The organism is Agrobacterium sp. a22-2, from assembly GCF_012276985.1.
In the GTDB taxonomy this organism is placed as follows: domain Bacteria; phylum Pseudomonadota; class Alphaproteobacteria; order Rhizobiales; family Rhizobiaceae; genus Allorhizobium.
The window spans coordinates 17,855-35,337 of record NZ_JAAXMM010000012.1 but is presented as its reverse complement, the minus strand read 5'-3'; the positions used below and the strand labels follow the sequence as shown (position 1 = coordinate 35,337).

Genomic DNA, 17,483 nt, shown 5'->3' with positions numbered 1-17,483 from the left:
TGTCGGCCTTTGTCGGCCACCTGTTGCCGTTAGACCACAACCATAAGGCCCCATGCCTGGGCTCTTGAGAAAGAGCAGGGCGATCGCGTAAAGCAAAGCCATGACCCAGATCCGCATCGCCCTCTACCAGCCCGACATTGCCGGCAATACCGGCACGATCCTCAGGCTTGCCGCCTGCCTGGGGTTTGGCGTCGACATCATCGAGCCGGCCGGCTTCGACATTTCCGACCGCAACCTGAAGCGCGCCGGCATGGATTATCTCGCAAGCGTTGCGCTGACCCGCCACGTCACTTCGATCGCTTCGAGGACTGGCGCGCCACCACCGCCCGACGGTTGGTTCTGGCCTCCACCAAAGCCGCCAGCCGCTACACGGATTTCGCCTTCCGGCCTGACGATATCCTGCTGTTCGGCCGGGAAAGCGCCGGCGTGCCGGATGCCGTGCATGAAAAATCCGATGCCCGGCTTTTGATCCCGATGGTCGAGGGCCAGCGTTCGTTGAACATCGCCATGTCGGTGGCGATGATGGCCGGCGAGGCCCTGCGCCAGACCGGCTTTGACTGAGGCCATTGGAGACGCCATGAAGGGAGATCCTTGTCCTAGTTTGAAAATCGGCAAGGCTCCTCTATAAAACCTCAAGCAAACTTGAGGTCAACAGCATGACGAAAATCTCCCGGCCGGAGGCCGCCAAGCGCGAACTGAGCGTCGGCGAAGTGGCCACGCGCAGCGGCATCGCGGTCTCCACCCTGCATTTCTACGAGGCCAGGGGCCTGATCGCCAGCAACCGCAATGCCGGCAACCAGCGGCGCTATCCCCGCTCCATCCTGCGCCGCATCGCCGTCATCAAGGTGGCGCAGCGCACCGGCATACCGCTGTCGGAGATCCGTGCCGCCCTGGCCGTCCTGCCTCATGATCGGCCGGTCACGGTGGCCGACTGGACGCGATTGTCGGAAACATGGCGCGATCAGCTCGACCAGCGCATCGCCCAGTTGCAATCACTGCGCGACCACCTGACCGGCTGCATCGGCTGCGGCTGCCTGTCGATGGACGACTGTCCCCTGCGCAACCCCGGCGATACGCTGGCAGAGGCCGGCAGCGGGCCGGTCCTGCTCGAGCCGTCATAGAACCTTTACGCAATTGCTAAAGTGCCGCACTTGGCGGGCCGGCAAAACTGTGGCACGGTCACAACCAGCAGTAAAACGATGAGGTGGCCTGATGTTCGATACGGCATTCACCCTGAGTTTGACCCAGTTCGCCCGGAGCCTGTCTTTTCCGGAGCGCCTGCAGCATCGACCGATGCGCAATGCGGCGCTGGAAATCTGGCGACTGCGCAATACCGGCCTCGACGCCCTCTTCTACGACATCAAGGCGCTGACTGCCGAAGAGACCTTCTACATCAGCGATGCGATCGCCGCCGAAGGCCTTATCATGATCGTACCGCCGACTGGCGGCGGCATGTTGACGCTCTGCGACAGCATTGATGAATATCTGCTGCGCGGCGGGCGCGACGTGCATGTGCTGGCGGTCGCCGGCATCGGCGGTTCGGCAGCCGGTGCTGCCGCCTTTGCCCGTAACGTCGCCGATGCCGTTGGCGCTCCGGTGGCCGCTGTCGTCTCCGGCTACGGTCTCGGCGACATCCTGACCGAAGCCATGGGCGGCGCCTTCTTCTTCGGGCCGCTCGGCTTCCTGCGCAACGACCTCGAAGTGATCGACGACATGGTCGGCCGTCCTCATCTCGGCGCCTATCAGGAACGCCATCTCGAGGTCGATAGTCCTCGCCGCGCCAGCCTCGACGCCGATACGGTCGAGACGCTGCTTGGCCATCCAGATCTCAGCTTCACCCTGTTGACCGGCCATTCCAAGGGCAATCGTGTGCTGTCGGAAGCGCTCTATGCCCTGAAGCAAACCGCACCGGAACGGCTCGCCACCCTCGGCCAGAAGGCTCGCATCGTCACCTTCGGCGCACGCATCACCATGCCGCCGGCCTTTACCGATGTGGTCGACGTCATCGGCGAGTTCGACTGGTATGGCGAGATGAACTCGCGGCCGCGCATCGAAGCCGATATCCGCGTACCGCGCGCCGGCCATTCCACCAATACCGACCTGCCGCTCTGCCTGTTCGTCACCCGCACCCTGAAAGACATCCTTGGCCCTGGCAAGGCGGCAGCCGAGCCCGCTCCGGACGAAAGCCCGGTCGAAGCCACGGCTCCCGTGATGCCCGAACCTGCCCCGCCAGAAGAGACCGCGCCGGTTAGCGTATCGCCTCTCCCGCCGGCCCCGCTCCGGCTGGTCAAGGAACCTGCCCCGGAGACACCACCCGTCGAAGAGGTTACCGTTGTCGATGAGCCGGTAGCGGCAGCAGTCGAGGCTGAGGCTGAAGCGCCTGCCGATCCATCATCTCTTGCCGGGGACGTGCCGGCAGCGCCGATGACAATGGCAAGCGTCGAACCGGACAGCCCAGCATCCATCCTCGCCCCACCGGTGGAAGAACCGGCCCTCGTGCCACCGACCGTCGATGCGGTGCCGGCGGAGGACTTGCCGACTGCGCCCGAACCGATCGCGGCTGAAGCTCCGGCCGATATCGCCCCTGTTGCGGAGGAACAGCCGGCGACCGCGGCGGTAACAATGGCGGTCTCCGAGCCGGACAGCCCGGCGCCTATTCTCGCCCCGCCGTCCCCTACCAAATCAAAACCGCCCTTGCGCGGCAAGCCACGCGGCAAACCCGCCGGCAAGCGATAGAGTTTGCCAGGGAAACGTGGAACGTCAGCATCGGTTTGAGGCAAAGCGATTGCGGCACTCCGATCTCCCCCCGTGTGGGGGAGATGCCCGGCAGGGCAGAAAGGGTAAGGGGCACATGGAAGCGGGTGATGGCACGCATCACGCGAACGAACCGCACCATCTCTCCCGCCTACCCAAAAAAAATGCCATTTTGCTAAAATTTTAGCGGTTCTCAAAAAGAGACAGACACGTTTGCATGTTCTTATATAGCCCAAGAACAGCGCATCAGACGCTGTGTCCAACAAAAACAAGAAAACGGGGCAGCCATGACGACCATTCCTTCCCTTTCGACCCGCAGCTTCGCGGTCGCACCGGCCCAGCCGGCAGGACTTTCCAACACCTCCCCATCCTCTTCTTCGACAGCACCCCAGGGTTTCATGCCCGTGCCGCAGGCCGGCAACTGGCAGCCGTCGATGCTCAACCTGTCGGACGCCGCCGAGCTTGACCGCTCCAGCGTCGATACCCTCGTCGTCGATCTGGAAACCGTGCGCGGCCTGGTCGGTACGGTCAAGGAACAGCTGGAGGAGGCGCTTGACGAAAATGCCGAACGCGGCGCGATCGACGCGACCATCACCGATCTGACCGAGCAGATCCGCGATGTCGTGATCGAAGGCCGCGGCAACGGCCTGGAACTCGGCTTCGGCCAGCCGCCCCGCGACCGGGAGCTGATCGCCTCGGTCTCCACCGACGAGGAGGGCAATCTGGCCGTCGAAACCGCCACGCTGAAGGCCACGCAGACTGTGCTGGTCGGCCGGGGCAATGCCGATGACGGCATGCTGACCCGCGCCGTCACCGGACGCAGCGAAAACGGCACCGCCTACAGCCATTATCTGATCGATGCCGGCTCGCTCAATCCGGCTTCCGCCAATGCCCGCCGGATCACGGTCTCGGACAACACCACGCCGGAGGCACTCGACGGCATGATCGCCGCCACCGACCGCATGATCGCAACCCTCGACGATGCCATCGACGGCCTTGCCGACCTGACCGAGCGCATGACCGGCGTGACGCCTGAGGCCGCAACGCTGCTGCAGGACGTTGCCGACCTGTCGGCGGACGTGGACGATCTTGACGAAGCGAGCCTCGAAGACCGGGCCTTCCAGGCCAGCACCGGCCTTGCCGCCGCCGGCGTCAGCATCGCCAACCGCTCGCCGGGGCTTTTCCAGGGTTTTGCTGCGTGACAGCGGCCTGATTTTTTTTGTTTTAAGACGGATAGCGACGGTTCGATCCGCGGTTTACCCCCCTCTGCCTTGCCAGGCATCTCCCCCACACGGGGGGAGATCGGCAAGAGGTTGCCGGCTCGGCCAATCCAAACCGGCCAGCCGTTTTGCTCAGATAATCAATTCAGCACTCTCAAGGGTTCCGAGCCAGGCGCGCGCGTGCCGCGAGTCGATCTCCCCCCGTGTGGGGGAGATGCCCGGCAGGGCAGAGGGGGGCGAACTGGCTCTGTCGTTTGCTCGGTTGATCTACCCATGCGGTAATGCCCCGCTCTTCAACAACAAGCAGGGCGATCAATCGCATCCTTCACGCCATCACGTAAACAGCGTCATCAGGCTTTTCGGCTGGTTGTTGGCGATGTTGAGGCCGATGGTCTGCAATTGCTGCTGGACGCGCTGGGCGCTCAGATTGGCCGCCTCTTCCTCGAGATCCGCATCCACCAGACGGCCGATGCCGATATCGGTGATATCCTGCAGATCTTGGAGGAATTCGGTGCCGGCCGATATCCGGCTCTTGGTCGCGCCGATTGCGGCACCCGCATCGGTCATGTCGGCCAGCATGGTGCTGACCGCGGCGATCATGCCGTTCAACTCGCTGGACGAGGTATTGTCGTCGATGGCGATTTCGCTGGCTGTGGCGGAGGCCGGCACGGCGGAATCGGCATCGAGCAGATAATATTCGTAGGTCGAACCGCTGGAGGTCAGCCCGAAATAGGAGCGCGTGAAGACGCCATCGCTGGCATTCTCCTTGCTGACCAACGCCGATTGCGCGGTGTCGAAGTCGATGACATTGACCGACAGGTCGCCGGAGGAATCCGTGGTCACCGACGACACCATGGAGGTGACCTTCGGCGCCTGGCCCTCGCTCAGATTGAGCCAGTTCTGGCCGTTGAAGGAGGAGGAAGAGGCGATCGTGCCCAGCTGTTCCTTCAGCTGGCTGATCTCGGTATTGATCGCCGTCTTGTCGGCGCCGACCGCCTTGGCCATCACCAGCTTGGCCTGGATGTCCGAGACGATGCTGGTCGCCGCTTCCATGCCGAGTGCTGCCGTATCGGCGATGGCGGCCGAAAGGCCGGTCGCATCCTCGGCGCTCGACAGCGACAGGCTGCCCGATTTCATCGTCGTGGCGATCGACCAGTAGGCGGCATTGTCGGCCGCCTCGTCGACCTTGCGGCCGGACGCGACCTTGGTCTGCGTTGCTTCCAGCGCCTTGGTCGATCCCGTCAACAGGGACAGGGCCGAGGCAGATGTCGAATTCAGGGATACGCTGACCATGGAGTGCCTGACTTGAGAAAAGATGCCGATCGACCGGCGGCGCGATTGCCGTCCGGGTCGTGACGACCGGCCTCATGCCCTTGCACCGGCCCTCGAGAGACAAGGGGACAGCTTCGCCACGACACTACCTTTAGCGCCACCGCATTGCCCGACGGTTTAAGCTTTCATTAGAACTTTAGGGATTTCTGCGAAAACCTGGAAAACCAGCGTTTCCGGTTCAAAAATCGGTCAGACCAGGTCAGTCGGCCGATGGCAGGCGCCGCATGGTGAATTCGATACGGTCGCCATCGAGCTGCCGCCAGCTCTCCACTTCCGTCCAGTAGGCGGCCTTTGGAAATGCATCGAACCATTCGCGCGCCTTGGCGCGGGCCTCGTCGCGCGTGAGGCAGAAGGTCTGCCGAACAAAATGCCCCTCCGTCCACCCGGCATTGTCCTGCCGGTGCCGGGCAATTCTGCGCTTCAATCCGTCGAGCGGCGGAACTTTGGGCATTTTCGTCATGAACACACCTCTGGCCGTTCAAGATACGATCGAAGCCGGCATTTTTCCAGTCGAAAAACGGGGAGAGCCCTTAGCTTTACTGGTCGAGACAGACCTGACCTGATAATTCCAAGGCGGGGTCCGCGAGTCGAAGCGAGAGGCTCGGCGGAGATAGGGACTATCCATGGAACGACCTGAATTGCCAAAGGGCTGGCCGGACAACATCGAAGACAAGAAGGCGACGGCCCGCGCCTGGTTCGAAACCCTGCGCGACACCATCTGCGCCTCCTTCGAGGCCATCGAGCAGGACCTGACCGGCCCGCTGTCCAACCGCCAGCCGGGCCGTTTTATCGCCAAGGACTGGCAGCGCGACGGCGGGGCCGGCGGCGGCGGGCGCATGTCGATGATGGAAGGCCGGGTCTTCGAAAAGGTCGGCGTTCACACCTCCACGGTGCATGGCGAATTCTCGCCGGAATTCCGCAAGCAGATGCCGGGCGCCGAGGAGGATCCGCGGTTCTGGGCCTCGGGCATTTCGCTGATCGCCCACCCGGTCAATCCCAATGTGCCGGCCGTGCACATGAACACCCGCATGGTGGTCACCTCGAGCCAATGGTTCGGCGGTGGCGCCGACCTGACCCCAGTTCTCGATCGCCGCCGCACCCAGGACGATGCCGATACAAAACTGTTCCATCGCGCCATGGAAATCACCTGCGGCCGGCATGCCGGCGTTGCCGATTATCCGCGCTACAAGCAATGGTGCGACGAGTATTTCTTCCTGCCGCATCGTGGCGAGGCACGCGGCGTCGGCGGCATCTTCTTCGACTGGCTGCGCTCCCCCTCGGAAGCCGGCGGCTGGGACGCGGATTTCGCCTTCGTCCAGGATGTCGGCCGGGCCTTCAATCTGGTCTATCCGAAGATCGTCCGCGTCAATTTCAACACGCCCTGGACCGAAGACGACCGTGACGAGCAGCTGGTGCGCCGCGGCCGCTATGTGGAGTTCAACCTGCTCTACGACCGCGGCACGATTTTCGGCCTAAAGACCGGCGGAAACGTCGAATCAATTCTCTCCTCCATGCCGCCGGTGGTGCGCTGGCCTTAAGGTTTGGCCCTTTCGGCCCGCCTTTTCTGCCCATAAATGAACCAGAGCGTACCCCGTGTGGCAGGCAATGGCCGAGAACCTCATGCAATCTTAACTGAAACGCCTGCGCCAGGCCCTGCGACACCAAATTGCATTGGGAATGGGCTACGACCATGGTATCGTTTTCTGGTGATTTTCAGGAGGAGGATTGCAATGGTTGCCTATGACAGAATGCCCATTCCCGCAGGCAGCGCAACCGGCGAACGCTCGCTGGGGACCGCTGAACTGATCGACCGACTGGCTGAAGAATTGCGGGCATCCAGCGACGTCGATCTGCCCCATTCCTATTTCGTCGAACAGGCCAAGCTGCAGCTCGCCGGCCTCGATCTGTCGAGCGCCGACAATGCCAACGAAACGTCAGGACAGGTCCGCAAGACCGCGGTCAACGGCCCGGCTTCGGTCTTTCACGCCTGGGCCATGCCCGAATAAAGGCAACGCCTGGCACGGATTGCCGGCTCGAAAGGCAGCGGGAGGGAGGTCCGCTGTTTGGGCATACCGGCATTTCGTGCTAGTCTCCCGGCTGTAGAACCCAGTCGAAGAGGAGACATGCTATGAAGCAGTTTGAATGCGGTTCACTGGTCCCCGGATGCAGCTGGCATACGCGGGCCGATGAGGAAGCCGAAGTGGTGCGCCGTGCCGTCGAGCACATGCGCAGCGCCCATGGCGAAACGATCATCCGCGAAAACATGATCGAAAACATCAAAGCTCGTATTTCCGACAAGGCCCAGGCCGCCTGACGTCAGGTTTCCACTCGATCAACACAAGCCTTGGGCTTGCCCCTCACCCATGGAGCAACAAGTTGCTCCGACCTCTCCCCGCAAGCGGGGAGAGCAATCGCATATGAAAACAGTCCCCTCCCAAAGCCTCCCCACAAGGGGGAGGGCTTAACCCAGTCGTACGGTCTACGAATGGAATCGAGCGGTTTCGGCTGGGTCTTCTCCCCCTTGTGGGGGAGATGGCCGCCAGGCCAGAGAGGGTCTTTTCGAATATGCTATGCCCTGCCGCATACGGGGAGAAGGTGCCGGCAGGTCAGGCGCAACGCGTTGCGCCGGGGATGAGGGGCTGACCTTGGCAGCACAAAGCCGATCAAACGGAGAGCATCTCAGGTCCGGATGACATCGTCCAACCGAGCGATCAGCGTCGCCCGGTCGATCGTGAAGTTCCGCTCCACCCATTCCGTTTCCAGCATCTGCAGAATGCGCCCGACCTCCGGTCCGGCGGCAATGCCGGCGGCCAGCACGTCGGCGCCGGAGAGCGGGAAGACGGGCTTGGCAAAACCTTCCGCCCGCGCCAGCAGGACGCCCAGCCGCGCCGCCGGCCCCATGGCGGCCGGATCGCCGTTCGCCTTGGCCCGCACGGAGGCCAGTTTCAGCTTCAGGTTAGCGACTATGCCCGGCTTTCCGTGGCGGTAGAGCAGCCGGTCGAGCGCCACATCCTTGATATCGTCGGCAAGGGTCGGAGCCGAGGCGAACGCCTCTAGAAACGCACCTTCCGCCTTGGACAGCCGCAGCCGCGCCGCCAGCGCCTGCAGCCGCTCGACATCGCGCGGCACGATCGAGGCCAGCCGCAGCATCGCATCGGGCGCCCAGCCGAGTGCCTGTTCGCAGGCAATGAGGCCCGGAATGGCGTCGATGCCCCATTTCTCCGTCTCCGGCAGGATTTCGGTCAGCACGCCCGATTGCCGCATCCACAGGAGCGCCCGGCCCGGATCGGGCGCCGCCAGCAGCTTCTTGGTCTCCGACCACACCCGCTCGGCCGACAGCGTCGACAGCTTGGAGCGGGCAGAGGCGCAGGCCCGCAATCCCTCGGCATCGGGTCGGCCACGGCCGTACCAGGCAAAGAACCGGAAGAACCGCAGCACGCGCAGATAATCCTCGGCGATGCGCTCGGCCGCCACGCCGATGAAACGCACGGTGCCCGTCTCGATATCGGCAAGCCCGCCGACCAGGTCGATCACCTCGCCCGTCTGATCGGCATAAAGCGCATTGATCGTCAGGTCGCGCCGTTCGGCGTCGACCTGCCAGTCGGTGCCGAAGGCCACCTCCGCGTGCCGCCCGTCGGTCGCCACGTCGGCGCGCAGCGTCGTCACTTCAAAGGGCCGGCCCTCGAGCACCAGTGTGACGGTGCCGTGATCGATGCCGGTCGGAACGGCCTTGATGTCCGCCGCCCTGGCGCGCTCCATCACTGCCTGCGGCAGCAGCGTCGTGGCGATGTCGATATCGGCGACCGCCATGCCCATCAGGCTGTTGCGCACCGCCCCGCCGACCACCCGCGCCTCGCCTCCATCGGCGTTCAGCAGTCCCATGACCGTGCGCAGCGCCGCTTGGCCGAACCAGGCCTGGTCGGAGAGATTGGTCATCGGTAGAGCCTTTCATATAGGGTGCGCAGAATGCCGGCCGTTATGCCCCAGATGCGGCGCTCGCCATAGGGCATGACATAGAAATGCCGGACGATGCCCTGCCAGGGCAGGCTGTCGCGCTGGTGATTGGCCGGGTTCATCAGGAACGACAGCGGCACTTCGAACACGGAATCCACCTCGTCCGGGTTCGGCACCACGGTAAAGCCGCGCTGCACGACGGCCAGCACCGGAATGATGCGAAAGCCCGTGCCGGCCAGATATTGCGGCAGCCGCCCGACCGTCTCGACGAAGGACGGATCAAGCCCGATCTCCTCCTGCGCCTCGCGCAGCGCCGCCGTTTCCGGGGAGAGATCGCCCTCGTCGATGCCGCCGCCGGGAAAGGCGATCTGGCCGGAATGTTTTCGCATCCGCGTGGTGCGCTGGGTGAGGATCACCTTGGCGTCGTCGCCGTCCTCGACCACCGGGATCAGCACCGCGGCGTCCTTCAGCTTGCGCCCCTCGACCTCCAGCAGGCTGTCGGGATTGAGAATATGGTCGCCATGCTCGCGCCAGGCATGCTCAAGCGGCGCGCCGATCTGGTTCAGCGCCCGGTGACGGAACTCGGCTGCCGAATAAAGGGGCAATCCGCTCATTGCGACAGCGCGTCCAGCTCGGCGGCCGGCAGCATCGGAAACACCGCACCGCCGGAGCGTACCGCAAACATCACGACGCCGTCGATCTCGATCTCTTCGCCGCGCGCCACCAGATCATACATGACCGGCCGCGACACCAGCGCCTCCAGCCGGCCCCGCACCATCAGATAGGGCTTCAACTGCTGGGTCTCGCCGGAAATGACGAAGCGTAACTCATGCTCCGGCCCGGCCTCCACCACATCGCCGACATTGGTGCGAAAGGTCAGCAGCGGTTCGCTGTCCTTTGTGCTGACACTCATCTCCACGGCCAGGAACGGCGCATCCTCGATGCGGATGCCAACCTTTTCCACAGGCGTGACGAGATAGGTCTTTCCGTCCTCGTCCTTGCGCAAGACGGTCGAAAACAGCCGCACCAGCGGCGCCCTTCCGATCGGCGTGCCCATGTAGAACCAGCTGCCGTCCGCCCGGATTTCCATGTCGATATCGCCGCAAAACGGCGGATTCCAGCGCTCGACGGGCGGCAAACCGCCCTTTCCGCCCGCCGTCTGCTCCGCCGCGCGCGAAATCAATGCGGCAAGTCCTGCGGCGTCTTTGGTTGCGCTGAGTTCCTCGGCTGCCATCTTTGCGTCCCGGTTTGTCCCTTAGGATCGGTATAGTCACGAGATAGTCATTTGAAACGCGCTTGTCAGCGGGGCGTTAGGGAATAAGTTGTTTTAAGAGGCAGCGATTGCGCCTGTTGTGCGATTCGCCCGCCGTGAGCCGGAGCCAGACGGAGAGCACCATGGGCATGATGAAGACGCCGGACACCGAACTCGACGAGCAGGCCATTGTCGCCGCTGCCGAAGCAGCTCTTGCTGATATCGCCCTGATCCGCCGGGAAGTGTCGAAGGTCATCTTCGGCCAGGAGCGCGTCGTCGAAAACACCCTTCTCGCCATCCTGTCTGGCGGCCATGCGCTGCTGGTCGGCGTGCCGGGCCTGGCCAAGACCAAGCTGGTCACAACCCTCGGCACGGTCCTGGGCCTCGACGCCAACCGCATCCAGTTCACCCCCGACCTGATGCCGTCGGATATTCTCGGCACCGAGGTGATGGACCAGGACGACAGCGGCCGGCGCTCCTTCCGCTTCCTGAAAGGTCCGGTCTTTGCGCAATTGCTGATGGCCGACGAAATCAACCGCGCCAGCCCGCGCACCCAGTCCGCTCTGCTGCAGTCCATGCAGGAATATCACATCACCATGGCCGGCCAGCGCTACGACCTGCCGGCTCCCTTCCATGTGCTGGCCACCCAGAACCCGCTGGAGCAGGAAGGCACCTATCCCCTGCCGGAAGCCCAGCTCGATCGCTTCCTGCTGCAGGTCGATGTCGGCTATCCCGAACTCGCCGCCGAGCGGCAGATCCTGCTGGAAACGACAGGCCTTGCCGAATCCCGGGCCGACAGCGTCATCGGCGCCGAACGGCTGATCGAGATCCAGCGCCTGATCCGCCAGATGCCGGTCTCCGACACCGTCGTCGAGGCCATCCTGTCGCTGGTGCGCTCGGCCCGTCCCGGCCAGGGCAATAGCGACACCGACAAGCATGTCGCCTGGGGTCCGGGTCCGCGCGCCGGCCAGTCGCTGATGCTCTGCGCCCGCGCTCGCGCGCTTTACGAAGGCCGCCTTGCCCCGTCGCTCGACGACGTGCATGCGCTGGCCGAACCGATCCTGCAGCACCGCATGGCCCTGACCTTTGCCGCCCGCGCCGAAGGCATGTCGGTGCGCGATGTGATCGCCGGCCTGGTTCGCCAGGCCAAGGGCTAAGGGAGGCAGCGCGCGCGTGGCGTCCATCGGACAGATCGTCGAACAGACTTCCGGCAGCGAGGCGCTCACCCGCGCCCGGCAACGGGCGGCGCTCGTTCCCGACTGCATGGTCGAGGCCAGGCGCATCGCCAATACGGTGATCGCCGGCTGGCACGGACGCCGCAAGCGCGGCATCGGCGAGAATTTCTGGCAGTTCCGCCCCTATGCCGAAGGCGAGAGCCTGTCGCGCATCGACTGGCGCCGCTCGGCGCGCGACGACCACATGTATGTGCGCGACCGCGAATGGGAAGCCGCCCACACCGTCTGGCTCTGGGCCGACATGTCGCCGTCGATGATGTACAAGTCGAGCTACGGAAACGTCTCCAAGGAAAGCCGGGCCCTGGTGCTGATGCTGGCGCTGGCCGAAATCCTCGCCCGCTCCGGCGAGCGCATCGGCTGCCCCGGCATCATGGAGCCGGTCTCGGCCCGCAATGCCGCCGAACGGCTGGCAACCGCCGTGATCCACGCGCCCCTGACCTCGGGCCTGCCCGAAACCCAGATGATCCGCGGCGTCAGCGATATCGTGCTGATCGGCGACTTTCTCGATGATCCCGACAGCATCATGGCCCGCATTGCGCCGCTGGCCCGCCGCGGCCTGCGCGGCCATGTGGTCGAGATCGCCGATCCGGCCGAGGAAAACTTTCCCTATACGGGCCGCACCGAGTTCACCGATCCGGAAACCGGCCAGAAACTCGTCTCCGGCCGCGCCGAAGGCCTGCGCGACGAATACCGCAGGGCCTATCTCAGCCGCCGCGACAATCTCGGCGAGGCGCTGCGCCGGCTCGGCTGGAGCTTCGTCCATCACCGCACCGACCAGCTCGCCTCGCAGGCGCTGGTCGCGGTGCATATGTATCTGTCCGGCACGCCGCCCCATGTCGGCAAGGGAGGCGCTGCATGAACGCCCTGCCCTTCGCCTTTGCCAGCCCGGCCATTCTGGTGGCGCTCGCCGCCCTGCCGCTGATCTGGTGGCTGCTGAAACTGACGCCGCCGCGCCCGCGCGCCGAAATCTTTCCGCCGCTGAAGATCCTCGCCAGCGTCATGAAGCGCGAGGAAACGCCGGCCAAGAGCCCGTGGTGGCTGACGGCCCTGCGCATGGCGATCGCCGCTCTGGTGATCATTGCGCTGGCCGGCCCCGTGCTCAACCCACGCGGCAGTTCGCTTTCGACAGAGGGACCGCTGGTGCTGCTGGTCGACAATGGCTGGGCGACCGCCGCCGACTGGGACCGAAGGCGCCAGACGGCCGAATTGCTGATCGACGATGCCGAAGACCGCGGCGTGCCCGTGTCGATCGCGCTTTCCGCCGAACCGCTGCACGATGCCGTGCCGGCCAATGCGGCGGCGGCCCGCGAAAAGCTGATGGCGGCAAGCTCGAGGCCGCTCCGGCCCGATCGCGACGGCGCTATTGCCGCCATCGAGGCGGCCCTGGCCGGCACCGTACCCGGCACGCTGGCCTTCATCGCCGATGGCATCAAGAGCAGCGACGACGATACGGTGATGACAAGGCTTGCCGCCCTTCAGCCGCGGGACTTGCGCCTCGTCGAGGGCAATGGCGCCAGCGCGGTGGCCATTACCTCAGCCGTCAACGGCGCGGACAACCTGACCGTCAAGGCGACGCGGCTGAACGGGCTGAGCGCCGAGCAGATGATCGTCGACGCGCAGGACCAGCAGGGCCGCACCATCGCCTCCGGCACGATTGCGTTTGCCGCCGGCCAGACGGTGGCGAGTGGCGACATCGCCGCCCCCTTCGAACTGCGCAACGATTTTGCCCGGCTGAACCTCGCCGGTTTTGCCAGCGCCGGCTCGACCCATCTTCTCGACGACGGTTTCCGCCGCCGCCGTGTTGCCCTGCTGTCGGGCGATAGCGGCGACGATTTCCAGCCGCTGCTGTCGCCGCTGTTCTATATCCAGCGGGCGCTCGCCCCCTATGCCGACCTGATCGCACCCGATGTGCAGGACCTGGCCATCAGCATTCCGGAAATCCTGCAGCGCAATCCGTCGGTGATCGTCATGGCCGATATCGGCCGCCTGCCGGCCGGCGTATACGAGCCGCTGCAGCGCTGGATCGCCAATGGCGGCACGCTGATCCGCTTTGCCGGACCGCGGCTTGCCGCCGCCCCGGTCGGCGATCCGCTGGTGCCGGTCGTGCTGCGCCAGGGCGAACGCGCCCTTGGCGGTGCGCTCTCCTGGGCCGAACCGCAGCCGCTGGCCGAATTTCCGCTGACCGGCCCCTTTGCCGGCATGGCCCGCCCCGACAATATCCTGGTCAAGCGCCAGGTTCTGGCCGAGCCGACCCCGGATCTGGCCGAGCGCACCTGGGCAAGCCTTGCCGACGGCACGCCGCTGGTCACCGTCAAGCAGGCCGGCGGCGGGCGCACCGTGCTGTTCCATGTCAGCGCCGAGGCCACCTGGTCCGACCTGCCGATCTCGGGCGAATTCGTCGAAATGCTGCGCCGCATCGTGCAATTGTCGAATGTCGGCAGCGGCGCCGGCCAGAACGGCACCGCGGGTGCCGCCGCCCTGCCGCCCTATCGCCTGCTGACCGAGCGCGGCGCCCTGACCGGCGAGACCGGCGCGGCGCGGCCGCTGGAGCTTGGCGAGCGCCGGCCTTCCGCCTCCACCTTCGACAATCCGCCAGGGCTTTACGGCACGGAAGACGGCTTTGCCGCCCTCAACCTGCTGGCCACCGATGCCGAGTTGCGCCCGCTCGACGTGTCGGCCTCGCCGATCCCGGTCCAGCGCCTGCCGCTCGCCGGCACCGTGGCGACGCCGCTGAAGCCCGGTCTTCTGACGCTGGCTTTGCTGCTGCTGGTCCTCGACAGCCTGATCGTGCTGTTCATGGGCGGCGCCTTTGCCCGCCTGCCGAAGCGGGCAAGTGCCGCCGTCCTGGTCGGCCTTGCCGCCCTGCTGATGGCAGCCCCCGACCGGGCCATGGCCGACGACGCCAAACCCGGTGACGAGCAGATCTTCGAAAGGCTCGACAATACCCATCTGGCCTATGTGCGCACCGGCGAAGCCGAGGTCGATGACCTCTCCGAGCGCGGTCTGGTCGGCCTCACCGATTTCCTGACCTATCGCACGACGCTCGAGCCGAGCATGCCGGTCGGCCTCGACATCGCCCGCGATGAACTATCCTTCTACCCGATCATCTTCTGGCCGATCTCCGCGACCGCCCCCATGCCGAGTGCGGCCGCCATCAGCCGCATCGATGCCTATATGCGCTCCGGCGGCACCGTCCTGTTCGACACCCGCGACCAGCTGTCGAATATCAGCGGCGACGCAGGCCCCAGCGCCAATGGCGAACGGCTGCAGGCGATCCTCGCCAATATCGACATTCCACCTCTGGAACCGGTCCCCTCCGATCACGTGCTGACGCGGTCCTTCTACCTGCTGACCAACTTTCCCGGCCGCTATACCGGCAGCCCGCTCTGGGTCGAGGCCCGCCAGGAAGCCCGCACCTCGAGCAGCGGCGTGACATCGTCGGGCGACGGCGTCTCGCCGATCCTGATCACCGGCAACGACATGCTCGGCGCCTGGGCCATGGATGCCAATGGTGCCCCTGTTCTGCCGACCGTGCCGCCTGACGAGACCCAGCGCGAAATGTCCTACCGCTCCGGCGTCAACATCATGATGTATATGCTGACCGGCAACTACAAGGCCGACCAGGTGCACATCCCCGCCCTTCTCGAACGGCTGGGACAATGACATGACGCTCGAATTCGCCCCCTTCCTGCCGTGGACAGCTTTGGCCGCCCTTGCGGTCCTCAGCCTCGCACTGGCGCTGCTAGGATTTCGCCGCAGCGTGCGCGGCACCGGCTTCCGACTGCTGGCGCTGGCAGCCCTGATTGCCGCCCTTGCCAATCCGCTGCTGCTGCAGGAAGACCGCGACCCCTTGAGCACGGTCGTACCGATCATCGTCGACCGCAGCCAGAGCCAGGATACGCCAGAGCGTACCACCATGACCGACGCGGCGCTGGAAGGGCTGAAGGACCGGCTCGGCCGCTTTGCCAGCATCGAGCCGCGCGTCGTCGAGGTTGCTGACCCCGAGACCTCCGACACGCCGACGACGCGGCTGTTCGAAGCCCTGTCGACCGCCATTTCCGACGTGCCGCCGGCCCGCATTGGCGGCGTCGTGTTCATCACCGACGGCCAGATCCACGACATCCCGGCGGCCGGCCAGACGGCCGGCGTCGATGCGCCGATCCACGGCCTGATCACCGGCAAGGCCGACGAATTCGACCGGCGCATCGAAGTGCTGCGCGCGCCGCGCTTCAGCATCGTCGGCGAGGATCAGCAGCTGACCTTCCGGGTGTTCGACGACGGCCGCTCGCCCGGCGCCTCGGCCAATGTCACCGTGACCATGAATGGCGAGGAAATTGCAAGGCTGCAGGCCACCCCCGGCCAGGAAACGCCCTTTTCCTTCAAGGTGCCGCGGGGTGGCAACAACGTGCTGGAATTTGCCGTCGAAGGCCTGCCCGGCGAGGTCACCGAGGCCAATAACCGCGCCATCCATCTGATCGAGGGCATCCGCGAGAACCTGCGCGTGCTGCTGGTCTCCGGCGAGCCCCATGCCGGCGAACGCGCCTGGCGCAACCTGTTGAAATCCGACGCCTCGGTCGATCTGGTGCATTTCACCATTCTGCGTCCGCCGGAAAAGCAGGATGGCACGCCGATCAACGAACTGTCGCTGATCGCCTTCCCGACCCGTGAGCTGTTCGTCGAGAAGATCGAGGATTTCGACCTGATCATCTTCGATCGCTACCAGCATCGCGGCGTGCTGCCGATCCTCTATTACGACTATATCGCCGAATATGTGAAGAAGGGCGGCGCGCTGCTGATCGCCGCCGGCCCCGAACATGCCGGCGAGGACTCCATCGCCATGACGCCGCTGTCCTCGGTGCTTCCGGCCGCACCCACCGGCAACATGCACGAGGCCGCCTTCTATCCGCGCCTGTCAGATATCGGCAAGCGCCATCCCGTTACCCGCGGCCTCGACGGATCGGCCATCGAGCCGCCGAGCTGGGGCCGCTGGTTCCGCAGCGTCGACGTCGACACGCCGAACGGCGAAACGGTGATGACCGCCGCCGACAACCGCCCGCTGCTGGTGCTGAACCGCGCCGAGGAAGGCCGCGTCGCCATGCTGTTGTCGGACCAGGGCTGGCTCTGGGCGCGCGGCTTCGAGGGCGGCGGCCCGCATGTCTCGCTCTATCGCCGCATCGCCCATTGGCTGATGAAGGAGCCGGAGCTCGAGGAAGAGGCACTGACCGCCCGTGCTGCCGGCCGGACCTTGGAAATCAGCCGGCAGACCATCGGCGACAATCCCGGCGAAGCCGCCATCCGCTACCCCTCGGGCAAGACCGAGACCGTGCCGCTGGTCGAGACCGGCCCCGGCCTGTTCCGCGCCGAACGCAAGATGGACGAAACCGGCCTGTTCACGGTCAGCAATGGCGACTTCTCTACCCTCGTGCATGTCGGCGCCGTCGATGCGCCGGAATTCAAGGCGATGATCTCCACCACCGAGACGCTGGCACCTCTCGCCGCCACCAGCCGCGGTCTGGTGGCAAGGCTCGACAACGGCAATGGCGGCGTACGCCTGCCGGATATCCTGCCCGTTCGCGGCCAGGTGCGCGTCGCCGACGACCGCCGCATGACGATAAGGCTCACCGACGAAACCGTGCTGAAAGGCATCGACACCCTGCCGCTCTTTGCCGGCTTCGCCGGGCTAGCCGCCCTGCTCTTCGCGGTCTCGGCCATGTGGTGGCGCGAAGGCAGGTAGAC

The 17,483-nt window shown here is 65.2% G+C and carries 15 protein-coding genes and 1 pseudogene; 11 read left to right on the top strand and 5 right to left on the bottom strand.

Going from position 1 to position 17,483, the window contains the following annotated elements:
• The first annotated feature begins 100 nt into the window (after positions 1–100).
• The 4 genes and pseudogenes from HFC70_RS18600 to HFC70_RS18585 all read left to right on the top strand — a co-directional run bounded on the left by HFC70_RS18600 (position 101) and on the right by HFC70_RS18585 (position 3,956).
• Positions 101–561 (top strand): annotated as a pseudogene (locus tag HFC70_RS18600) (tRNA (cytidine(34)-2'-O)-methyltransferase).
• A gap of 95 nt (positions 562–656) precedes the next feature.
• The gene (gene soxR, locus HFC70_RS18595; protein WP_168474790.1) at positions 657–1,121 is read left to right on the top strand and encodes a redox-sensitive transcriptional activator SoxR; all 465 of its coding nucleotides are present in this window, start codon (positions 657–659) and stop codon (positions 1,119–1,121) included.
• A 91-nt stretch (positions 1,122–1,212) separates the two neighbouring features.
• On the top strand, positions 1,213–2,736 hold the full coding sequence (locus tag HFC70_RS18590) for a cell envelope biogenesis protein OmpA (RefSeq protein ID WP_210259334.1): 1,524 nt from the start codon (positions 1,213–1,215) through the stop codon (positions 2,734–2,736).
• Positions 2,737–3,041: 305 nt separating this feature from the next.
• On the top strand, positions 3,042–3,956 hold the full coding sequence (locus HFC70_RS18585; protein ID WP_168474789.1) for a hypothetical protein: 915 nt from the start codon (positions 3,042–3,044) through the stop codon (positions 3,954–3,956).
• 351 nt (positions 3,957–4,307) lie between these two features.
• Here HFC70_RS18585 and HFC70_RS18580 read toward each other — a convergent pair whose 3' ends face one another.
• Both HFC70_RS18580 and HFC70_RS18575 read right to left on the bottom strand, forming a co-directional pair.
• Positions 4,308–5,267 carry a flagellin gene (locus tag HFC70_RS18580; protein ID WP_168474788.1) on the bottom strand — a complete coding sequence of 320 codons (960 nt, stop codon included), beginning with the start codon at positions 5,265–5,267 and terminating at the stop codon, positions 4,308–4,310.
• Positions 5,268–5,505: 238 nt separating this feature from the next.
• Positions 5,506–5,766 carry a hypothetical protein gene (locus tag HFC70_RS18575; RefSeq protein ID WP_168474787.1) on the bottom strand — a complete coding sequence of 87 codons (261 nt, stop codon included), beginning with the start codon at positions 5,764–5,766 and terminating at the stop codon, positions 5,506–5,508.
• A gap of 163 nt (positions 5,767–5,929) precedes the next feature.
• On the opposite strand from HFC70_RS18575, the gene hemF reads away from it, so the two are divergent.
• The 3 genes from hemF to HFC70_RS18560 all read left to right on the top strand — a co-directional run bounded on the left by hemF (position 5,930) and on the right by HFC70_RS18560 (position 7,620).
• Positions 5,930–6,844, top strand: coding sequence for an oxygen-dependent coproporphyrinogen oxidase (hemF, locus tag HFC70_RS18570; RefSeq protein WP_168474786.1), 915 nt, complete (start codon positions 5,930–5,932; stop codon positions 6,842–6,844).
• 192 nt (positions 6,845–7,036) lie between these two features.
• A complete protein-coding gene (locus HFC70_RS18565; RefSeq protein ID WP_168474785.1) occupies positions 7,037–7,312 on the top strand; it encodes a hypothetical protein in 276 nt (91 codons plus the stop codon).
• 122 nt (positions 7,313–7,434) lie between these two features.
• Positions 7,435–7,620 (top strand): DUF1059 domain-containing protein, encoded by a 186-nt coding sequence (locus HFC70_RS18560; RefSeq protein WP_168474783.1) that lies wholly within the window; start codon positions 7,435–7,437, stop codon positions 7,618–7,620.
• A gap of 365 nt (positions 7,621–7,985) precedes the next feature.
• On the opposite strand, the gene HFC70_RS18555 is transcribed toward HFC70_RS18560, so the two are convergent.
• The 3 genes from HFC70_RS18555 to HFC70_RS18545 are packed head-to-tail and all read right to left on the bottom strand — an operon-like array spanning position 7,986 to position 10,494.
• Entirely contained in the window at positions 7,986–9,242 is a 1,257-nt protein-coding gene (locus HFC70_RS18555; RefSeq protein ID WP_168474782.1) for a CCA tRNA nucleotidyltransferase, read from the bottom strand.
• Positions 9,239–9,874 (bottom strand): CoA pyrophosphatase, encoded by a 636-nt coding sequence (locus HFC70_RS18550; RefSeq protein ID WP_168474780.1) that lies wholly within the window; start codon positions 9,872–9,874, stop codon positions 9,239–9,241. The genes HFC70_RS18555 and HFC70_RS18550 overlap by 4 nt, the downstream gene beginning before the upstream one ends.
• Complete coding sequence (locus HFC70_RS18545; protein WP_168474779.1) at positions 9,871–10,494, bottom strand: DUF1285 domain-containing protein; 624 nt, start codon at positions 10,492–10,494, stop codon at positions 9,871–9,873. Before HFC70_RS18545 ends, HFC70_RS18550 begins: the two co-directional genes overlap by 4 nt.
• Positions 10,495–10,655: 161 nt before the next feature.
• Between HFC70_RS18545 and HFC70_RS18540 the strand changes: the two genes are divergently transcribed.
• From HFC70_RS18540 to HFC70_RS18525, 4 genes are read left to right on the top strand one after another with little or no spacing between them, the layout of a single operon-like run.
• Positions 10,656–11,669: a MoxR family ATPase gene (locus HFC70_RS18540; RefSeq protein WP_168474778.1), complete on the top strand. Its 1,014-nt coding sequence runs from the start codon at positions 10,656–10,658 to the stop codon at positions 11,667–11,669.
• Between the two features lie 16 nt (positions 11,670–11,685).
• A complete protein-coding gene (locus HFC70_RS18535; protein ID WP_168474776.1) occupies positions 11,686–12,606 on the top strand; it encodes a DUF58 domain-containing protein in 921 nt (306 codons plus the stop codon).
• Positions 12,603–15,410 (top strand): DUF4159 domain-containing protein, encoded by a 2,808-nt coding sequence (locus tag HFC70_RS18530; protein ID WP_168474774.1) that lies wholly within the window; start codon positions 12,603–12,605, stop codon positions 15,408–15,410. Before HFC70_RS18535 ends, HFC70_RS18530 begins: the two co-directional genes overlap by 4 nt.
• Position 15,411: 1 nt before the next feature.
• Positions 15,412–17,481 carry a hypothetical protein gene (locus HFC70_RS18525; RefSeq protein WP_168474773.1) on the top strand — a complete coding sequence of 690 codons (2,070 nt, stop codon included), beginning with the start codon at positions 15,412–15,414 and terminating at the stop codon, positions 17,479–17,481.
• The last annotated feature ends 2 nt before the right edge of the window (positions 17,482–17,483 follow it).